Source organism: Pseudomonas sp. LFM046, assembly GCF_000949385.2.
Classification (GTDB): domain Bacteria; phylum Pseudomonadota; class Gammaproteobacteria; order Pseudomonadales; family Pseudomonadaceae; genus Metapseudomonas.
The window spans coordinates 2936647-2954989 of record NZ_JYKO02000001.1; the positions used below are offsets into that span (position 1 = coordinate 2936647).

The 18343-nt window shown below is 61.0% G+C and carries 18 protein-coding genes; 11 read left to right on the plus strand and 7 right to left on the minus strand.

What is annotated here, in order from left to right; translation table 11 throughout:
* Positions 1-11 precede the first annotated feature (11 nt).
* From TQ98_RS13500 to TQ98_RS13520, 4 genes are all read left to right on the plus strand, one after another.
* On the plus strand, positions 12-950 hold the full coding sequence (locus TQ98_RS13500; RefSeq protein WP_242443204.1) for a cytochrome c peroxidase: 939 nt from the start codon (positions 12-14) through the stop codon (positions 948-950).
* Positions 947-2767 carry a DAHL domain-containing protein gene (locus tag TQ98_RS13505; RefSeq protein WP_044871343.1) on the plus strand — a complete coding sequence of 607 codons (1821 nt, stop codon included), beginning with the start codon at positions 947-949 and terminating at the stop codon, positions 2765-2767. The genes TQ98_RS13500 and TQ98_RS13505 overlap by 4 nt, the downstream gene beginning before the upstream one ends.
* Positions 2748-4130, plus strand: a complete 1383-nt coding sequence (locus TQ98_RS13510; RefSeq protein ID WP_103102955.1) for an ATP-binding protein — start codon at positions 2748-2750, stop codon at positions 4128-4130. The genes TQ98_RS13505 and TQ98_RS13510 overlap by 20 nt, the downstream gene beginning before the upstream one ends.
* Positions 4131-4743: 613 nt before the next feature.
* Entirely contained in the window at positions 4744-4977 is a 234-nt protein-coding gene (locus TQ98_RS13520) for a hypothetical protein (RefSeq protein ID WP_146036017.1), read from the plus strand.
* Between the two features lie 352 nt (positions 4978-5329).
* Here the strand turns inward: TQ98_RS13520 and TQ98_RS13530 are convergent, their stop codons facing one another.
* The 5 genes from TQ98_RS13530 to TQ98_RS13550 form a co-directional block, all read right to left on the minus strand.
* Positions 5330-7399 carry an EAL domain-containing protein gene (locus TQ98_RS13530; RefSeq protein WP_044871338.1) on the minus strand — a complete coding sequence of 690 codons (2070 nt, stop codon included), beginning with the start codon at positions 7397-7399 and terminating at the stop codon, positions 5330-5332.
* Positions 7383-8348 carry an ATP-binding protein gene (locus tag TQ98_RS13535; protein WP_052659155.1) on the minus strand — a complete coding sequence of 322 codons (966 nt, stop codon included), beginning with the start codon at positions 8346-8348 and terminating at the stop codon, positions 7383-7385. Before TQ98_RS13535 ends, TQ98_RS13530 begins: the two co-directional genes overlap by 17 nt.
* A complete protein-coding gene (locus TQ98_RS13540) occupies positions 8345-8890 on the minus strand; it encodes a heme NO-binding domain-containing protein (RefSeq protein ID WP_044871337.1) in 546 nt (181 codons plus the stop codon). Before TQ98_RS13540 ends, TQ98_RS13535 begins: the two co-directional genes overlap by 4 nt.
* Before the next feature lie 808 nt (positions 8891-9698).
* Complete coding sequence (gene gstA, locus TQ98_RS13545; protein WP_044871336.1) at positions 9699-10310, minus strand: glutathione transferase GstA; 612 nt, start codon at positions 10308-10310, stop codon at positions 9699-9701.
* Positions 10311-10410: 100 nt separating this feature from the next.
* On the minus strand, positions 10411-11337 hold the full coding sequence (locus tag TQ98_RS13550; protein WP_044871335.1) for a LysR family transcriptional regulator: 927 nt from the start codon (positions 11335-11337) through the stop codon (positions 10411-10413).
* Between the two features lie 115 nt (positions 11338-11452).
* On the opposite strand from TQ98_RS13550, the gene TQ98_RS28265 reads away from it, so the two are divergent.
* On the plus strand, positions 11453-12091 hold the full coding sequence (locus TQ98_RS28265; RefSeq protein ID WP_277949289.1) for an MFS transporter: 639 nt from the start codon (positions 11453-11455) through the stop codon (positions 12089-12091).
* Positions 12092-12161: 70 nt separating this feature from the next.
* Here TQ98_RS28265 and TQ98_RS13560 read toward each other — a convergent pair whose 3' ends face one another.
* Positions 12162-12992 carry a S24 family peptidase gene (locus TQ98_RS13560; RefSeq protein ID WP_044871334.1) on the minus strand — a complete coding sequence of 277 codons (831 nt, stop codon included), beginning with the start codon at positions 12990-12992 and terminating at the stop codon, positions 12162-12164.
* A gap of 100 nt (positions 12993-13092) precedes the next feature.
* Between TQ98_RS13560 and TQ98_RS13565 the strand changes: the two genes are divergently transcribed.
* Positions 13093-13881 carry a LuxR C-terminal-related transcriptional regulator gene (locus TQ98_RS13565; RefSeq protein WP_044871382.1) on the plus strand — a complete coding sequence of 263 codons (789 nt, stop codon included), beginning with the start codon at positions 13093-13095 and terminating at the stop codon, positions 13879-13881.
* Positions 13882-13971: 90 nt separating this feature from the next.
* On the opposite strand, the gene TQ98_RS13570 is transcribed toward TQ98_RS13565, so the two are convergent.
* Positions 13972-14181, minus strand: a complete 210-nt coding sequence (locus TQ98_RS13570) for a hypothetical protein (protein WP_044871333.1) — start codon at positions 14179-14181, stop codon at positions 13972-13974.
* Positions 14182-14445: 264 nt separating this feature from the next.
* Between TQ98_RS13570 and TQ98_RS13575 the strand changes: the two genes are divergently transcribed.
* The 5 genes from TQ98_RS13575 (at position 14446) to TQ98_RS13595 (ending at position 18266) form a co-directional block, all read left to right on the plus strand.
* A complete protein-coding gene (locus TQ98_RS13575; protein ID WP_103103148.1) occupies positions 14446-14616 on the plus strand; it encodes a YhfG family protein in 171 nt (56 codons plus the stop codon).
* Complete coding sequence (locus TQ98_RS13580) at positions 14616-14960, plus strand: hypothetical protein (protein WP_044871331.1); 345 nt, start codon at positions 14616-14618, stop codon at positions 14958-14960. Before TQ98_RS13575 ends, TQ98_RS13580 begins: the two co-directional genes overlap by 1 nt.
* A gap of 195 nt (positions 14961-15155) precedes the next feature.
* A complete protein-coding gene (locus TQ98_RS13585; protein ID WP_044871330.1) occupies positions 15156-16622 on the plus strand; it encodes an aldehyde dehydrogenase family protein in 1467 nt (488 codons plus the stop codon).
* 140 nt (positions 16623-16762) lie between these two features.
* Positions 16763-17128: an STAS/SEC14 domain-containing protein gene (locus TQ98_RS13590; RefSeq protein WP_044871329.1), complete on the plus strand. Its 366-nt coding sequence runs from the start codon at positions 16763-16765 to the stop codon at positions 17126-17128.
* Between the two features lie 397 nt (positions 17129-17525).
* Complete coding sequence (locus TQ98_RS13595) at positions 17526-18266, plus strand: hypothetical protein (RefSeq protein ID WP_044871328.1); 741 nt, start codon at positions 17526-17528, stop codon at positions 18264-18266.
* Positions 18267-18343 lie beyond the last annotated feature (77 nt).

Here is an 18343-nt window from a genome sequence, read left to right on the forward strand (position 1 = left end):
TGCGCACACTGATGATGTCCGCGCTCCTCCCCGGCCTGATTGGCCAGGCAGATGCCGCTGGCGTTGACGAACCCATCAAACCCGTTTCACGGCACCAGGAGCAAGATCCTGCCCGAGTCGAACTGGGAAGGCGCCTGTTCCACGATGTCCGCCTTTCCGTCAATGACTCGACTTCCTGCGCCAGTTGCCACCATCTCGACCAGGGTGGCGCCGATACCCGGCCGTTTTCCGTGGGATTCGACGGGCAGCGGACGGAGGTTAACGCGCCCACGGTGTTCAATGCTGGTCTGAACTTTCGGCAGTTCTGGGACGGCCGGGCAGACTCGCTGGAAGCGCAGGTGGACGAAGTGGTGCGTAGCCCTGTGGAAATGGGCTCCACCTGGGCCGGTATTCTCGCCAAGCTCGCTGCCGAAGACCACTATCGCCGGGCCTTCGAGGCGGCCTATGTGGATGGCCTGACGGCCGCGAACGTGCAGAACGCCATCGCCAGCTTCGAACGTACCCTGACCACGCCCGATTCTCGATTCGACAGGTTTCTGGAAGGTGATGCCTCTGCCTTGACGGTCGAGGAAAAGGCCGGCTACCAGAAGTTCAAACAGTACGGCTGTGTCGCTTGCCACCAAGGGGTGAACATCGGCGGAAACATGTTCCAGAAGTTCGGTGTGATGGAGGACTACTTCAAGGGGCAGCAGCGAGGCCGGCGGGCGGACGAAGGACGCTTCGCGGTCACCGGCGATGAGGGCGATCGTCACGTCTTCAAGGTGCCCAGCTTGCGCAACGTCGAACTCACCGCGCCCTATTTCCATGACGCATCGGCCGCGACGCTGGAAGAGGCGGTGGATGTCATGTTCCGTTATCAACTGGGGCGCGTGGCATCCGATGGGGACAAGGCCCTAATCGTCCGCTTCCTCAAAACCCTTACCGCCAGACCATCAGAGGCACCGCTATGATCTTCTCGCGCAAGTGGAGCTGGCTTTGGCTGAGTGTAATCGGCGTGGTCCTGGCATCGGTATTGCTCTTCCTTTACCTCAAGAGCAGAGACTACGCGCCAGATACCTACTTCGAGTCGCTGGCTCTGCTCCGGCAGATTCGCCAGCTCGACGCCCAGTGGGAGCTCGCAGTCCTGCGGTCCAAGACCGGCGTGAACAAGGACTACGACGCCTTGGTCGACCCGCTGGCCGAGATGGACCGTCAATGGCCCAAGCTCGATGCGCTGGAGAGTGGCCGCATGCCCGTCGAGACCGAGAGATGGGGGCAGTATCGGGCCGCTTACCTGAACGACCTGAAAGAGAAGACCAGGCTGATCGAAGCGTTCAAGTCCCATAACGCGGTGCTACGCAACTCCCTGGCATTCCTGCCCACCGCGGAAGGCGACGTCCAGGACTCGCTCAAGGCCTTGAACAACTCTGGCAATGGGGCTTACCTGCAGGCGTCCATGGATGTTTACGACATTACCCTGACTACCTTTGAGTTCGTGCAGTCCAGCACCGACGACAGGAAGGCGGAGGTGGAGGCGGGCATTGCGCGCCTGCTCACCCAGCGCGAACACCTGCCGGTTGAGTTGCAAGGGCGCATAGACGTCTTGGTTTCGCATGTCCGCGCGGTGCTTCGCGAGCTACCGATCGTTTTCGACCTGATGGGCCGTATCAGCCAGGTGCCCATTGCCCGGCATCTCGACGAAATCGGCGACTATTTGGGACGCGAGCAACTGGTAGCGTCCCAACAGGATCAACGCTATCGCCACTTCCTGCTGACCTTCGCCACGGTGCTGGCCCTGCTGCTCTTGTACTTGGCGAGCCGGCTGATCCGCAGTTACACCATCATCCAGCGGGTGAACCGTGAGCTGCAGGCCGCTAATGAGGGGTTGGAAATGCGTGTGGCAGACCGCACCCGTGATCTGCAGCGGGTCCAGAGCGAGCTGATGACGGCCGCCCGACATGCGGGCATGGCCGAGATCGCCACCAACGTGTTGCACAACGTCGGCAACGTTCTCAATAGCGTGAACATCTCAGCCGACCTGGTCAGCCGTACTGTGCGCGGATCGAGGGCCCAGGGGTTGGTCAAGGCGGTTCAGATGATGAACGACAATGCCGATAATCTTGGCGAATTCCTGAGTCACGACGAACGAGGCAAGCTACTGCCCGGCTACCTGAACCAACTCGTCGAAGCGATGGAGCTGGAGCGCAAGGGCATGATCGATGAATTGGCGCAACTGACCACCAGCGTGGACCACATCAAGGACATCGTCGCCACACAGCAGTCCTATGCGGGCTCATCGAGCCTGATCGAACCGCTGTACCTCGATCACGTGATCGAAGACGCGTTGCGCATGAACTCGGCTGCGCTGGTCCGGCACCATGTCGATGTGGTGAAGGACTACAACGAGATGCCCCGTATGTTGCTGGACAAGCATCGGATGCTGCTCATTCTGATCAACCTGATCAGCAATGCGAAGTACGCAATGAGTAACCACACGGAAGGTGCACGGGTGATGACCATCAGCGCTGCCCTGGTCGCGGGCAACCACTTGCGGATCAGTGTGAAGGACCAGGGAGAGGGTATCTCGGCGGAGAATCTGAAGCGGATCTTCACCCATGGCTTTACCACCCGGAAAGAGGGCCATGGCTTCGGCCTGCACAGTTGCGCGCTGGCCGCCAGGGAGATGAACGGAGTCCTCAGCGTTCACAGCGACGGCGTGGGGCTGGGTGCCGTCTTCACCCTGGAGATACCTGTGGAAATCCAGGAGCTTGCCCATGCTCATCAATAGACGCGTGTTGCTGGTGGACGATGCGCCGGCCATTCATGAGGACTTCCGCAAGATCCTGGCGCCCGACAAGTCCGCGCACCAGGACCTGGATGCGACCGAGGCGCTGATATTCGGGGCGGCGCCGCGGCCCACCGCCAGCTTCGAACTGGCATCGGCCTTCCAGGGGCAGCAAGCCCTAGAAATGGTCGAGAACGCCCTGCAAGAGCAACGCCCTTACGCGTTGGCCTTCATCGATATGCGCATGCCGCCGGGTTGGGATGGGGTGGAAACCATCGCGCGGCTCTGGGAGCGTGACCCGGACCTGCAGGTAGTCATCTGCACGGCCTATTCCGATTACACCTGGGAGGACGTGCTTGAACGGCTGGATGTGCGCGACCGCTTACTGGTGCTGAAGAAACCCTTCGACAACATCGAGGTGCTGCAAATGGCCAACACGTTGGCCGCCAAATGGGAAATGGCCAGGCAGGTCGCCTGGCAGATGGGTGAGCTCGAGTCCGAAGTCAGGAAAGGCGTGGCACGAATCAGCCATGTGGAACAGGCATTGGAGCGTGGGGCGCAGGAGCGGGAACAACTGGAGGGGCAATTGCTGCATGCCGAGAAACTCGCTGCAGTGGGGCAACTGGCGGCCGGTGTTGCCCACGAGATCAACAGCCCGATGGGTTATGTCTCATCCAATCTAACGGCATTGGAAGACTATCTCGGCCGGTTAATGGCCTACCTGGAGGCGACCGAACGCATGGCCGACGGCGACCTTGGCGACCGCCTGCGCATACTGCGTGACGAACTGGAAATCGACGTGCTGCGGGAGGAGTTACCGCAGGTGGTGCAGGAAAGCCGAGAAGGTGTGATGCGGGTGCGCCAGATTGTCCGGGACATGAAGGACCTTTCGCGTATCGACGCCGGTCAGGAATGGTGCTGGGCCGACCTGCACCCTGGTATCGAGTCGACGTTGAACATTCTCTCGAGCCAGTTGAAGTACAAGGTCGAGGTCGTCCGGGACTTCGCGACGTTGCCTTCGATCCAGTGCCTGCCATCGCAGATCAACCAGGTGATCATGAATCTTGTCGTGAATGCTGTGCAGGCGCTGGGGGAGGAAGGGGGGCGCCTCACGTTGCGCACCCGCACCGAGGATGGGCGGGTGAGCCTGGAGGTGGAAGATACCGGCTGCGGCATCAGCGTCGAGAGCCTTCCACGGATATTCGACCCGTTCTTCACCACCAAACCGCCGGAGTCGGGCACCGGGCTGGGTCTGACACTGTCCTATGGCATCGTCAAGAAACACGGGGGAAGCCTCTCGGTGCAAAGCGAGCCGGGCAAGGGAACGACGTTTCGGATGGAACTCCCGGTGCTGGCTGGTGCTTGAGGCCTGTTCGTCTACTCCCCCGGCGTTGCACCCTCATTTCAATAAGCTCGCGAGATGAGATGAGATGAGGTGAGTGGTGTGGGACTGAGTCGGTGGGGGAGGCCTGCCTGTCCGGCGCTAGATTTCTAGCCCACCACCCAGTGCTAAGGGCACGACCACTGAGGGGGCAGCACGACGCTTTGCTTGGTGACGACCGCTCGTTGGAGCGACAGCGGCGAGCTCGACGCTTTGCTCGGTACTTCCGTGAATGCCCACACCTATCTGCCCCTCGCAGCCTCTGTTGAGCTGAGTGTCGATACGGTATTGGGGCTCATCGGAGACGGAGCCGTTTTCGAGCTGAACTTTCATGAGGGTGCCGGCAGGGTATCCGGCGGCGTGCTGCGACCTGATGGTCATAGTGGCCTTAATGAGGATTGCGGAGGCCTAGCCAGGGACCTCAGCGACTTACCCACGATTTTACGATCTGTCTTTTTTGACGGCCCGGTATGGCGCGCTCGCGCATAGTAGAGCGATGGTCAGGCATGGCCGATCCTTCTCCGTAGTGGCGCTATGGCATTGCGTGGTCTAGGTTCTGGGGAACTGGCAAGGAGCCGACTCAACGGGGGATTGCGTGTTGAAGGACTACAGCAAGGGTCGGTATGCCGTACTTGGCCATGGCCCGGGTGCGGCACTCAAGGGATGGATCGATAATGACGAATATGTCCGAGCGGTCAGTGGCGAGATTCTCTACCAGATCGAAGGAGAAGCCGTTTATTCGGCAGGCCGCACGGAGCGGCTCGGACATATTTCGCAGGGGGTTGCTTTCACTGACAGCGGGATGTTCCTGTTCAGGCTCGAGGAAGACTGAGCCGAGCTCGAAGTAACCAGTTGGGGAGCTGAAGGAGCCGGATATGGGATGTCTTATCTGCGGTCAGGCAGCCAAAGCACTGCCCAGCCATAAGGGACAGGATGGAGTGGGATGGAATTGTTCCGTCTGCGGGCAGTACTGGGTATCTAATTCCCTTCTCCAGACAATGCACGGGATGAGGTTCAATGTGGAGGCTACCCGGTACTACTTGGCCCTCGTACGTGAGCTGGGTGACGAGGTCCCGATTCTCTCCAGCCACGACCGCTCACTGCTGGATGCCCAACGCCCCTAATCAGGCCCCACTATTTTGGAACGGAAGTGCACGCGAGCGTTCGTAGGCGTATTTCCTTCTTTACCAATGCGGGCCCTGGGCCAACAGCGTTTGCGCATCCGCTGCGTTCAAGGGCTTGGCGAACAGATAGCCCTGCCCGTAATGGCACCCCAACTGCCGCAGCAACTCGAGCTGGCTGGGGGTTTCTACGCCTTCGGCCACTACCTTCAATTCCAGCACCTGGGCCAGGGCGATGATGGTGCGCACGATTTCCAGTCCCTGTCGGTCCAGGTCCATCTTGCCGACAAAGGATCGGTCGATCTTCAGCACGTCGAAGGGAAAGCGATGTAAGTAACTCAGGGATGAATAACCGGTGCCGAAGTCATCAATGCTGAGTTGGACATCCAGTTCCTTGAGACGGTCCAACAACAACTTGGCATTGTCGGCGTCGTTCATGATTGCGCTTTCGGTGATCTCCAGCTTCAAGCTATGGCGAGACACGCCGGACTCCTCCAAGGTGCGGCCGATATCGTCCAGCAGTCCTTTATCGGTGAACTGCTTTCCCGACAGATTGACGCTCATCCCCAGTTCTGCGACCTCGGGAAAGCGCCGCTGCCAGTCACGCAGCTGCGTCACTGCCTCTTGGAGCACCCAGAGCCCGAGTGGAACAATCAGCCCGGTGCTTTCTGCCAACGGAATGAAGAGCTCGGGGGAGACCATGCCCTGGTGCGGGTGCCGCCAGCGACACAATGCTTCGAAGCCGGCCATTCGGCCGCTACCGAGATCGACAATGGGTTGGTAATACAGCTCGAATTCCCGGTATTCCAAGGCGCGGCGCAGATCGCTTTCCAGACGCATGCGCGCCATCACCTGCACCTGCATGGCGTTGTCGAACATCTGGTAGGTATTGCCGCCTTTCTCCTTGGCCCGCCCCAAGGCGGTTTCCGCCGCTTGTAGCAGGTTGCCTTCCGGGCATTGATTGGCGGCCGCGACGCCCATGCTGGCGGTGACGAAGAGTTCCTGGCCGTCGTAATGGAATTGTTCGGAAAAGGCGCTCTGCATGCGTTCGGCGACACGCAGGGCATCCTCCTGTCGGGTGAGATTATCGATCAACACGACGAACTTCACCCCGCCCAGGTAGGCCAGGGTGTCGGAGAGACGTGTCAGTTGCAGGAGGCGGCGCGCCAAGGTGACCAGCAGTTGGTTGGTGGCGTACTGGCCCAGGCTCTCGTGGATCAGGTGAAAGCGATCAGGTTCGATCAGCAACAGGGCGAAGAGCGACTCGTGATGGCGTGCGCGGCGGATCTGACAGCGTTCCAGGCGGTCATCGAAGAGTATGCGGTTTGGCAAATTGGTCAGCGCATCCACCGTCTTGCGTTCGGTGAGGTCGGTGCAGGATCCCGCGAGGCGTACTACGCGACCGGCAGCGTTGCGCTTGACCTGGCCACGGCAGAGTAACCAGCAGCAATCCCCGGTCTGGGTGTAGGCCCGCACCTCCACTTGGAATTGCGGTGTGCGGCCGGCCAGATGCGCCTTGAACGCATCCTTGAGTACCCCCAGGTCATTCTCGTAAACGCGCGCCAACCAACGATCCAGGCGATCTGGAAGCTGCTCTTCGCTGTAACCGAGGATCTCCCGAAGGCGCGGTGAGAAAAAGATTCGGCGTGAACGTCGGTTCCAGTCCCACATACCGTCATTGCTGGAGTGGGCGATCAGTTGGTAGAACTCCCGGCTCTCCTCGATGGCCTGTTCCGCACGCTTGAAAGCCAATTGGGTGCGTACCCGTGCCAGGGCCACGGCGAAGTCGAAGGGTTTGACCAGATAGTCGTTGGCGCCGCGGGCGAGGGCATCGACTATCACTTCGCTCTGGCTACGGGCGGTGACCATGATGATCGGCAGTGCTTGCTGGGTATGGGCTTCGCGCAAGCGGCCCAGCACTTCGAGACCATCCATGTCGGGCATCATGATGTCGAGCAGGATCAGATCCGGCGCGGCAGTGGTCACCAGGTCCAGCGCCTCCTGGCCACTGGCGGCGAGCCGCACACGGTAGCCCTGCCGCTCCAGGCGGCGGCTGAGGATATCGCGATTGGTTTCCTGGTCGTCCACCACCAGCAGGGTGGGCGCCTGGTCCAGATCAGGACGCGGTGGCATCGTGGTCCTCCTTGAGCATCGGCACCACTTCACTCGAGCGGACCGGTGCCACTGCTGGTATGCGGAGCACAAATACAGAACCCTGGCCCGGCTGGCTAGTGACACTGATGTCACCGCCCAGCAGTTGACTGAGGCCACGCGAGATCACCAAGCCTAGGCCGGTGCCACCGTACTTGCGGGTAATGGAACTGTCGCCTTGGCTGAAAGGCTGGAACAGACGGCTCAATTGCCCAGCATCCATACCGATACCGGTGTCGCTGACCTGGAAGCAGAGCCACTCTTGTTCGTCGTCCCCTTCGCGACGGACGTCCAGCGTGACCAAGCCGTTCTGGGTGAACTTGAAGGCGTTGCTCAGTAGGTTGTACAGGCACTGGCTCAGCTTGAGCTTGTCGCTGAGCAACCGGCCGGCGTCAACCGCCAAGCGAATTTCGAAGCGGTTGGCATTTGCCTGGGCCAGGGGTGCTAGGGTGTCCTGTAGGTTGGCAACTAGTTCATCAAGTTGGATGGCGCTGACATCCAATTCCACCTTGCCGGCTTCCAGCTTGGTGAAGTCCAGCACGTCGTTGATCAGTATCTGCAGGTGCCGGGCTGCGTCGTGGATCTTGCGTTGATCCTTGACCAGTTGCGTTAGCCCGGCGTCTTCCAGGTCTTCCAGCAGCATTTCGCTGTAGCTGATCACCGCATGCAGGGGGGTGCGTAGCTCATGGCTGACAGAAGCGATGAACTGGCTCTTGATGCGGCTGGCACCCAGCGCCTCGTCCCGCGCCTCCTCCAACTCCTGGGTGCGTTGGCGCACCCGCTCCTCCAGCGTGGCGTTGAGTTGGAGCAGATCCTGATTGGCCTGGTAGAGCTCCAGACTCTTGCTCTCCAGCAGTGTTTCCGCGCTCTTGCGCGCCGAGCGCTCACGCTGCAACTGGCGCAACAGAATGTCCGGGTTGGGCGTATTCATGGTCGGCGGACGAGGGTGAAGCGGCTGCGGTTGATTGCGCCAGATTCAAGGTCCTCGCGCTGCACCTCGATGGATTCGTCGTAGTGCTCGATGCAGCCACGGATCAGCCCTTCGGCAAGGTCGGCGAAGGGGCGACGCGACTGGTAGATCATCACCAGTCGGTCCGGCCCCTGGCTTTCATAAGCGAAGGTGGGCAACTCGGCGTCCGGGTAGAGCTTGCGCACTTCCACGTGGATGTGGTGCTCGATGCTGCTCAGGAAATCGAAGGTGGAGTTCACACCCTGAAACAACCGGGGGTAGCCGAGCGTGAAGCGTTTGAACAGGTACTCGCCGAAGGTCCTGATCAGGTCAGGAACGGTTACCCCTGTCACTTCGCTGAGGGCCACGACCAGCTTGACCATGTCCTGGTGTTCGTAGGTGCCCACTGCGGTATAGGCGCCATCGTTGTCCAGGTGCGCCCGATTGATGACGTCGTCCAGTGCCTCCAGGCCAAAACGGTTCTCGACCAATTCCAGGAACTCTGTGAACACCACGCCTTTCATGCCGTCCTCCCTGCCCAGCCATTGGGGCGTTTGTGTCGCGCGTGGGAGATACCTGCCTCGCGCTTACTCACTATAGAAGAGGGAAATGCAGGTCGCACTTGGCCGTGAAAGGCGAGCCTCTGCTGCACGTTCTACCAGCAGCTCATCGGCACGTCGCACCCGTTCACGGGACAGGGTTGCGAGCATGATGCTCTCTATCGCGAAGCCATTGGCTTCAAGTGCAGTGGCAAGCCACAGTGACTAGTACTACTGCCGCACGGCTGATCTGCGTTGGGTGGGGCGCACACCGTACTTGACGCACAGCAATGGGGGTTGATCCTCCAATGCATCCCTGTGCGCACATTCACACAACACGAGGCACAGCCGCGAAACACCCCAATGGAGAAGGCACGAGCGCAGGCCATCAATCACATGGTGATCTTCCCTGGCGGGCTGACATGCTCATTCAGCGCTGGTGGTCTACTCGAGGCCCTGGAATGGCAGACGATCAACCTGGTACTCATTCTCTGGCCTAGTCTGGCCGCAGCCTCACTGGGGTGACGGCGAGTGAAGCAGCGAGCGCACATGATTGCGGAGGGTAGAACTTAAGCATCAAAGTTGGACCAGTTGGCAAGGCGCAGTTGCATCTAATGGAGATTGAGCCGCGCCCTGCGAGTAGTAACTCCTAACTCGCTGTCCACCAGCGTCGGTACACACCAAAGAGCACATTGGCGCTGACAATGGCTCGAGCTTGGTGCACGGCGTGGCGGTCAATCAACATGGGTATCTCCTGGGGAGAGCTGCTGGATGGTTTTCCGGCAGTTCGGCCTCAAACCGGGGCTGTCGCTTCTTCCGCGGCAATCGCTGCCTGGACGGCTGGTCGCTTTTCCATGCGCTGCACGAACCGGGCGAGGACCGGCCATTTCTGGATGTCGATCTGCAACACTGGCAGCCATTTGAGGACGGTAAAGAGGTACGCGTCTGCGACGCTGAAGCGGCCGGTGAGGTAGTCCTGTTCGCCCATGAGCTGCGAGAGGTAGTCGAGGCGCTTGAACAGCTTCTCCCGGAAGATGGCCTTCGCTTCCTCCGGAAGGTCACTGTTGAACAGCGGGGCCGAGCCTGCATGCACCTCGGAAGTGATGAAGTTCAGTAGCTCCTGCAGGCGAACCCGTTCCCAGGTGCCGTTGGCAGGGGCCAGGCCGGCTTCCGGATACGTGTCGGCGATGAACTGGAGGATGGCCGGCCCCTCGGTCAACACTTCGCCGTTATCGAGCACCAGCGCCGCCACATACCCTTTGGGATTGATCTCGCGGAAATCGCGGTCGTCGGCGGTTCGTTTGGTCTTGTTGTTGACCCGGATCAGCTCGAACGGAGTCCCCAGCTCACGGAGCACGATGTGGGGTGACAGCGAACACGCCATGGGGGCGAAGTAGAGTTTCATGTCGATCTCCTGACTTGGTCTTGGAGGTCACATCCTCGTGCTCGCCCGGATGACGCGTAAATTTAGATTTCCAGTTCGTTGGTATTAGCAGCACTTATGGTCAGGCCGCCTGCACCGATGCGGCTTCCACCACCATCGGCAGTTCCACACCAAGCGCCGACTTGCGGACCTGTTTAAGGAATTCCTGCGCGGCTGCGGACTCCTGGCCGCTTGCCGAGCAGACGAGTCCGAAACGGCGATAGATTGGCGGACTCAATTCATAGATGCGCATGCTGTGGAGGTCTTTGGGGAGGGTGGAAGCCGGGACCATGGATACCCCCATGCCTTCGCCAATTAGTGCGAATGCGGTGGTCCAGTCACGCACGGTCAGGCGGATATCGGACAGCGCGAGCCCCTCGCGTTCCATGAGGCTCCTTCCATGCAGGTGGCAGCCTCCGGTGGCTACGATGAAGGGCTCATTGACCAGTTCGGACAATGCTACGGTGCTCGAACTCGCCCTGCGAGCCAGGTAATGGTTGGTGGGTACCGCCGCCACCCAGGAGTCGTATCCGATCATCACAGGATCCCGTTCAGGAGCGGGATTCATGACAATGCCCAGGTCGATGCTGTCGCTCGCCAACCAGTCTTCGACTTCTTCGTCTGTGCCCTCCAGGGAAACGATCTCGATACCGGGGTGGAGGCGCGTGAAGGCCAGGAGCAGGGGGGAAAGAAGGGAAGCGAACACCGACGGGAAGCTCGCCAGTTTGATGCGGCCCAGGTGACAGCCGCGACTGGCGTCCACCAAATTCTGGATCGATTCGAGTTCGCCCAGCATGCGCCGGGCCCTGACCACGATCTGCTCGCCGATGGCGGTCACCGTCGTCTTCCGGCGCTCACGTACAAACACCTTCACACCCAGGGCTTCTTCCATCTGGGTGATTGCCTGGCTGGCTCCAGACTGCGTGATGCCAAAGCGTTCTGCGGCTCGCGAGACATTCTCTGCATCCGCAACCGCCACCAGCAGTTTCCAATGCATCAGGTTCATCATGGTTAGTAGATTTCCTTATGCCGTGAGGCTGAATCATTAACTTTACCTCTATTGTGGGCGCCGCTCAGCATTGGGGTCTTTTTCATTGACATGGTGCAATGGCAGGTTAGCCGAGATGTCCAGAATCCCATGCTGCTCCACACCATCCTCCCCCAGGCGGGTACTGCTTGCTTGCGGTATAGCCCCCGATTTGTCTTACCTGATTGCGGCTCGGGTCGCCCAGGGGATTGGTGCGGCCTTCATGCTTCCGAGTTCCATGGCGCTGTTGGCATCGGCTTATCCATCGCCAACTGAGCGCGGCTGGGCGATGGCCGTGTGGGGCGACGTATCGGCATGCGCTTTGGTGGCCGGGCCCGTCGTGGGTGGGGCTGATCGAATGGGTGGGCTGGAAGTGGATCTTCTTCCTCAACCTGCCGGCGGGCGTGGTGGCGCGGCCTACGCCGTGGCCGCCACCAGCACCCGCAACCTGCAGGAAGGCCAGGACCCGACTCCGACCCACCGCCTGTTCTGGTGCGTGATGCTGACCCTGATCCCGCTGGCGATGCTCTTCGCCAAGGTCTCCCTCTCCACCATGAAAACCGCGGTGGTGCTGACCTCCATTCCGTTCATGGTGATCCTGTTGACGATGATCTACGGATTTTTCAGGTGGATGCGCAGGACTACGGCGCCAAGCAGGCTCACGTCATCGAGGAAGAGTCGGAGCGCCTTGGGCTGGAGGAGGGGACTGAGGCGCAGAAGGCGGAGGAAGGCGTGAGTCTGGAGACCGCCACGGCGCGGTGAATTGTGCGGGGTTCCTTTCTCAGTCCAGGACGCTGCGGAAACGCTCAGAGACGGAAAGTGCCCCAACCCAGTAGCGCCTTGGCGTGAATCAGGATTTCGCTCATCGGCACGACCCGCGCCTTGTGCGCCGGATTATCCGCAATCAACTCCACCTGATCTTTCGCCGCCAGCTGCAGTCGCCGAATGAACAGATGTCCCGCCCAACTGACCAGGTAGATTCCGTCCCCGACATACTCTCTTATCCCGCGATCAACCAGCACCAGATCCTTGTCATTGATAGTCCCCTCCATCGACTGTCCCCAGGCGGTGATGACGGAGAGGTTGGCGGGTGAGCTGTAGTCGATACCCAGCCTTTCCAGTTGCTGTGCGCTGACGGTGATGGTGCGGACGAGTTCGGAGTAGTCGGATGGCGCCTGACCGTGGCCATCGGTACTCAGGTCGTATGGGGAGATGAGGAGATCGCCCGCCGAGGCATTTGCATCGGAGCAGGTGGCGGGTTCACCGGAATAATTCGCGCTGCGGGTTTCTTCTATTGCGTTGACGATCTTCCGCCGCGTTTCCTCAGTGAGCCCCTTCCCATATTTCTCCAGAACCTTCCGGGTGAGGTCGACGGGGGAGGCCGTTTCGCGGGGATTGCCGTTACGTCTTGGCGGCTCACCTTTGCCCGAAAGCAGCCAGTCGACAGTCGTGTCGTAGCCTTCGGCGAGGGCGATCAGGTTCTCGTTCTTGATGTTCTCGGTTTCACCCGCATACCACCGACGCACCGCTTCGTAGCTCACCTTGCAGGTATCGGCGATATCTCGTTTGACGTTACGGGCGCCGAGGTTTGGCTTCCTTGCCAGCACAAGCTTGGTGATGCGGTCAGTCGTTTTCATGGCCAGCAATCTACAAGAGCGCTTGACAATCATAATTGTGTTGTATATGCAATTATGGTTGTATATGCGGCTTAGTTTGCTGGTAGGGAGAGATCAACCGATGCACGGACAGCTAACCGAATGGACCCGCGACATCGCCGACGTACTGGCGCAACCTCCCGGCCAACCACAATTGCAGGCACTGGTCGACTGGCTTCGGCACCAGACCTCCACCGATCACTTCCTGCTCTTCATCTATGAAGGTCGCTGCCCGCCGCAGCCGCTCTTCGACACCTTGCCGGAGCGCCTACGGACTCAGTTCGTCAGCGATTACCAGGACGGGCCCTATCTGCTGGACCCGTTCTACCTGGCCTGTGCATTCGGGCAGGCCGATGGGCTGTACAGCCTGCGGCGGCTGGCGCCGGAGCGCTTCTATGCCACTCAGTACTTCTGCACCTATTACCAATACCTGGCGTTGAGCGAGCAGCTGGGCTTTATCGTCAGCCTGGGGCCGGAGAGCAGGGCGGTGCTGTCGCTGATGCGGATGAAGGGCCAGGCGGCTTTTGGTGGTGAGGAGATGCAGCTGTTGCGCAGCGCGGCGCCCGTGGTGGAGCGGGTGGTGCGTGCGGCGTGGAAGGCCCATCAACCGAAAGAGCAGCATATTGCGTATGACCTGGATGAGCAGGTTTGCAACGCGTTCGAGCAGTTCGGGCAGGGCGTGTTGAGCCCGCGAGAGTGTCAGGTCGCCAGGTTGGTATTGAAGGGGTTCACCAATGGCTCGATTGCGGAGCTGTTGGGCATCCAGCGAGGAACGGTGAAGGTCCACCGCAGGAACCTCTACGACAAGCTGGAGATAGGCAGCCACGCGGAGTTGCTGGCGTTGTTTGTGCGGGAGTTGCGGAGGGCTTGAGGGGGCTGTGGGTGTGAAGACGGGCGGAGGAGGGGGGCGTTGCCCTTGGCGAAAGCCCCGTACGAAACGGGGCTTTACCGGGTAGCGCAATTACGCACATCGCGTCCTGTTGTTCAGCCGCTCGCACTCATCATGTGCCACGGCTTGTTCTGCATGCCTTCCACCGACGTAGTCGCCGGTTGCTCGGTCGATGATCATGTACCAGCAGGCATCCAGCGGGTTTGCTGCGTGACCCTCACCCTTCTTGATCCCTATCGCGCCTACGCGCCGGACTCGTTTCACCGAAAAGCGTGCACTCATGGCGGACCTCCTGATTTGGGGTGATGAACTGAACAATGCGGATAGCTGCGAAAAGCCGACGTTGCGGACATGAAGTCGAAACCGATCGTTTCCGAACCGTGGACATCGCCTTCGTATCTGCACATGGAGCATGTCATGGTTCTGCGACGTATCCATTGCGACCAGGTGTCGCATCCATGGACGAAGCTCGCTGATCTCGGCGCTCGCAAGCTCCAGGTGGTCATCCGCTATAACTGCGTCCTTGAATGCGAGAGAGGCCAGCCCTTGCCAACCCCGTCCCTGCAGGCCAAGAAGGCCTTCTACGCCAAGGCACGCCAGTCCAATTACGCGGCCAGTTTGCGTCGGAAGGGTTTTGACACGACTCCGGCCGATGCCGAGCGCAAGCTGCCCTCCCGCGAGTCCGTCCTGAGTGCCTACCGCGCCAGGCAGGGCTGATGGTCGACAAGTACGGCACAGGCCAGGACCCGTACTGCTACCCCGGTACCACGGTTCTTCGCAATCGCCTGGGCCTGCTTGATGACGACGCGCTCAACGAAGCGGAGCGCAGCCTCTCCGAAATCGCCGCCAGCGAAATCGAATTCTCCCCACCGCCCTACGATCTGCCCGCGCTCCAGCGCATCCTGTTCGAGCACCTCATCATCAATAATGCCGGCTACGAGATCAGTTGGTGGCCGGTGGAGGAGGGCGAGTGGTTGCAGGCGAATATTGATGCGGTGGTTTGCGATTACCGCGCGTTGATCCGCATCTTCGATCGCTGCATCGGCCAGCCGATCGCCTGAGTGTTCAGTCCTGGCCCGCGACCTTTGGCACGGGCGCCCCTGGCCGGCATGTCGCGCCTCGGAATACGCCTGAATCCAACCTTGAGAAATGTCCTACGGCGCTTCGGGATGCCCCATACCTCCGTCGGCAGAGGGGCCCTGGGAAGGGCCTTTGATAACGTTGCCCCAGCTATGAGATGCGGGAGGAAAACCACCATGAGCGAGGCAACGCTCTATATCGACGGGCGCTGGACAGCGCCAAGGAGGGGCCATCGGTTTTGCAGTTGTGATCCAGCAACCGGCGAGCGGCTTGCTGAGTTGTCGGGGGCCGACGCGCGGGATGTGGACTTGGCCGTGAAAGCTGCCCGCAACGCCCTTGAGCGGGATTGGGGGCGGATGCGGGGGGGCGAGCGGGCGGGTTATCTGGAGGCGCTGGCCAATAATCTGGAGCTGCGCCAGAAGGAGCTGGCGGTGCTGGAGGCTCGGGACAACGGCAAGCCGTTGCCCGAGGCCGAGTGTGACGTCGCGGACGCCATCGCGTGCTTTCGCTACTACGCCAGCGTGGCCCGGGCGATGGATGAGTGCGATGGCCAGCCGCCGGCCCCTGGAGCCTTTGCCCACCACTTCGGTATTCGCCATGAGCCGGTGGGCGTGGCGGGGCAGATCATGCCGTGGAGTTACCCGTTGCTGATGGCGGCGTGGAAGGTCGCTCCGGCGTTGGCGGCAGGCGCGACGTGCGTACTCGTACCGTCGGAGTTCACGCCATTGAGCGCGCTTGAGCTCGGCGTGGCGGCAAGCTGCGTGGGCCTTCCGCCCGGGGTGCTGAACATCCTGCCGGGCTTCGAGCTTCAGGCGGGCATGGCCCTGGCCCGGCATCCAGGGCTGGACAGGGTGGACTTCACCGGTAATCCGCCCACCCAGGGGAAGGGGACGTTGACCGCTGCTGTTGCCCTCAACGGCATGCGGCAACCGCTGCGTGGGAAGTCGGTCTGCATCGTGTTCGATGACGTTGATGTCGAGGCCGCGGTGGAGTGGATCCTGTTCAGCAGCTTTCGAAACCAGGGCCAGATACGCAGTGCCACGTCGCGGCTGCTGGTGCACCAGGACATTGCACCGCGTCTGGTGGAATGTCTGGTGCACGCCGTTCGTGGCCTTCGCATCGGTCCGGGATTGGACGCGGGCGTGCAACTGGGGCCTCTGGTCAGCCCTGGGCAATGCCGCAGGGTCATGGAGGCCATCGATCAGGGCCTGAAGGTGGCTCAGGTGTTGACCGGCGGGAAGCGCTTTCCGTACTCGCCGACGGAGAACTTTGTGGAGCCCACGCTGTTTGATGAGCCCGACATCCACAGCTCGATCTGGCGGGAGAGTGTCCTCGGCCCGGTGCTCTGTGTGAAACGCTTCCGAACCGAGGCGGAGGCGCTGGACTTGGCCGAGGGCGGCGGCAATGGCTCGGTGGCCTGGGTGATGTCCGCTGACCAGGGTCGTGCGGAGCGCGTCGCCAATGGATTGCGCGCCGGCGTCCTCTGGTCCGACGGCTCACAAAGCGTCTTTATCGGGGAGCGGTGGAACAGCATGGAACACGGTGCTGCCGGCCTTGAGCTGAGCGGCTGGGAGTTGGAGAGCTGCCTGGGGATCGGGCAGGCCACCCGCCATCGCCGTGATCAGCGGTGGGCTGCTGCCTGAATGACGCCTGGTTCGGCGTGTCGCCCGGATGCTCACCCTGCACGGTTCCGGCGGCGGGAGTGGGCTGGCGGCCACGGGGCACTTTTCATTTCCGACATGGGGCGTATCGTAAAAAAGCGCATTCCCGAGGAGGTGGCGTTATGTTCCAGATCATGCGAAATGGTGATAACCGGGTCGACCTCGACTTGGCCGGGAAGCTCGATAGCGATGAGATGCAAGCCGTCATTGACCAACTGACGAAGCAGTCCGAAGGCATCTCCCATGGCCGGATGCTTTATCGGGTCGGCGAACTCAAGATGCCTACGTTGGGCGCTGTGGCCGTCGAGCTGTCGCACATTCCACAGCTGTTCCGCCTCTTTCGGCAGTTCGATCGCATGGCGGTCGTGGCCGACAAGCAATGGATCAGGACAGCCAGTGAAGTCGAGGGCTCATTGTTCCCTGGCCTGACGGTCAAGGCATTCGATTCGACGCAGGAGGCGGAAGCGGAGGCTTGGCTACTGCACTAGCCTCGGGAAGGGCAAGGGGCGATATCCCTCACCCCTCTCGATCAGGCTCCTGAGGCAAAATAGAACGGGGCGGTCTGCGGACCGCCCCTTTTTGTCGTGCGCGATGAAAAGGCCTGCCGCTGGCAGAGGTTTCCGCTGACTAGCAGGATGAAGCTGATCCGTTAGGGTGCGCCGCGCGCACCGGCAGTTTGATGTGGTGCTGGGGCCGATCCCGGAGTCGGTGCGCAGAGCGCACCCTACGGCCTGCTCAGCGGAAAATGGAATAGCGACCGGATTCATTGAAGATGTTTGGGAAACGTTCGGATTCGAAGTGGGGGGATGAGCCCGTGGCGGTTCATGCGGATGAAGGCGTGGCAGACGAGAGTCTCGCCATCCGCCGCCCATTCGGGACGCGGTCATGACGGCTGCCGCAGCACAGGCGCTGTTCATCGGTTGGGATGTCGGCGGTTGGAACTGCGAACAGAACCGGGCCAGTCGCGATGCGCTGGTGGTACTGGATGACCAGCGCAAGGTCCTCGGCAAGCCCTGGCGCGGCAACTTGCGTCGCTTGATCAACCAGTCGGGCGACACCGAAGGCTTCATCGGTCGCCTGCTGGGGTTGTGTGAGCTCGATGCCCAGGCCTATGCAGCCGCCCCTGTGGTCCTGGCCATCGACACGCCGCTGGGATTCTCGACTGACTTCATCGAGCTGCTGGTGCACGGGCGGGCCGTGGAATCGATAGAGGGCTCGTCCAGCAATCCCTACCTGTTCCGCCGCACCGAGCGCTTTCTGTTCGATAAGGGCCTGAGCCCGCTGTCGCCAGTCAAGGACATGATCGGCAGCCAGGCCACCAAGGGCATGCACGTGCTGGCCCGGTTTGCGCCGCACATCGAGCGTTGCGGCGTCTGGTCCGACCTCCAGCGCCTGCGAGCCATCGAGGCCTACCCCTCGGCGTGCAAGCGATCAGCGCAGATGGCCGCGCTTCGCCGGGGATGCCTGCGAGGCGTGGAGCTGGAGCACGCCGATCAGCAGGACGCACTGACCTGTGCGCTGATCGCCTGGCTGTTCCATTTCCAGCCTGAGCACCTTGCCCAGCCCATCTCCGATATCCCGCTGCGCGAAGGCTGGATATTTTTTCCGGCGGACGTGCTGGCGTGACAAGGCGGATTTAACGGGCGCGTATAAGTAAGGCCCCGATGTAGGGGTATTTCGCCTCGCGGACCAAGCGACCACGA

Coding starts and splice junctions, on each gene's coding strand:
- TQ98_RS13500 (WP_242443204.1), top strand. CDS start 12: ATGATGTCCGCGCTCCTCCCCGGCCTGATTGGCCAGGCAGATGCCGCT.
- TQ98_RS13505 (WP_044871343.1), top strand. CDS start 947: ATGATCTTCTCGCGCAAGTGGAGCTGGCTTTGGCTGAGTGTAATCGGC.
- TQ98_RS13530 (WP_044871338.1), bottom strand. CDS start 7,399: ATGCCACCGCGTCCTGATCTGGACCAGGCGCCCACCCTGCTGGTGGTG.
- TQ98_RS13535 (WP_052659155.1), bottom strand. CDS start 8,348: ATGAATACGCCCAACCCGGACATTCTGTTGCGCCAGTTGCAGCGTGAG.
- TQ98_RS13540 (WP_044871337.1), bottom strand. CDS start 8,890: ATGAAAGGCGTGGTGTTCACAGAGTTCCTGGAATTGGTCGAGAACCGT.
- gstA (WP_044871336.1), bottom strand. CDS start 10,310: ATGAAACTCTACTTCGCCCCCATGGCGTGTTCGCTGTCACCCCACATC.
- TQ98_RS13550 (WP_044871335.1), bottom strand. CDS start 11,337: ATGATGAACCTGATGCATTGGAAACTGCTGGTGGCGGTTGCGGATGCA.
- TQ98_RS28265 (WP_277949289.1), top strand. CDS start 11,453: ATGTCCAGAATCCCATGCTGCTCCACACCATCCTCCCCCAGGCGGGTA.
- TQ98_RS13560 (WP_044871334.1), bottom strand. CDS start 12,992: ATGAAAACGACTGACCGCATCACCAAGCTTGTGCTGGCAAGGAAGCCA.
- TQ98_RS13565 (WP_044871382.1), top strand. CDS start 13,093: ATGCACGGACAGCTAACCGAATGGACCCGCGACATCGCCGACGTACTG.
- TQ98_RS13570 (WP_044871333.1), bottom strand. CDS start 14,181: ATGAGTGCACGCTTTTCGGTGAAACGAGTCCGGCGCGTAGGCGCGATA.
- TQ98_RS13580 (WP_044871331.1), top strand. CDS start 14,616: ATGGTCGACAAGTACGGCACAGGCCAGGACCCGTACTGCTACCCCGGT.
- TQ98_RS13585 (WP_044871330.1), top strand. CDS start 15,156: ATGAGCGAGGCAACGCTCTATATCGACGGGCGCTGGACAGCGCCAAGG.
- TQ98_RS13590 (WP_044871329.1), top strand. CDS start 16,763: ATGTTCCAGATCATGCGAAATGGTGATAACCGGGTCGACCTCGACTTG.
- TQ98_RS13595 (WP_044871328.1), top strand. CDS start 17,526: ATGACGGCTGCCGCAGCACAGGCGCTGTTCATCGGTTGGGATGTCGGC.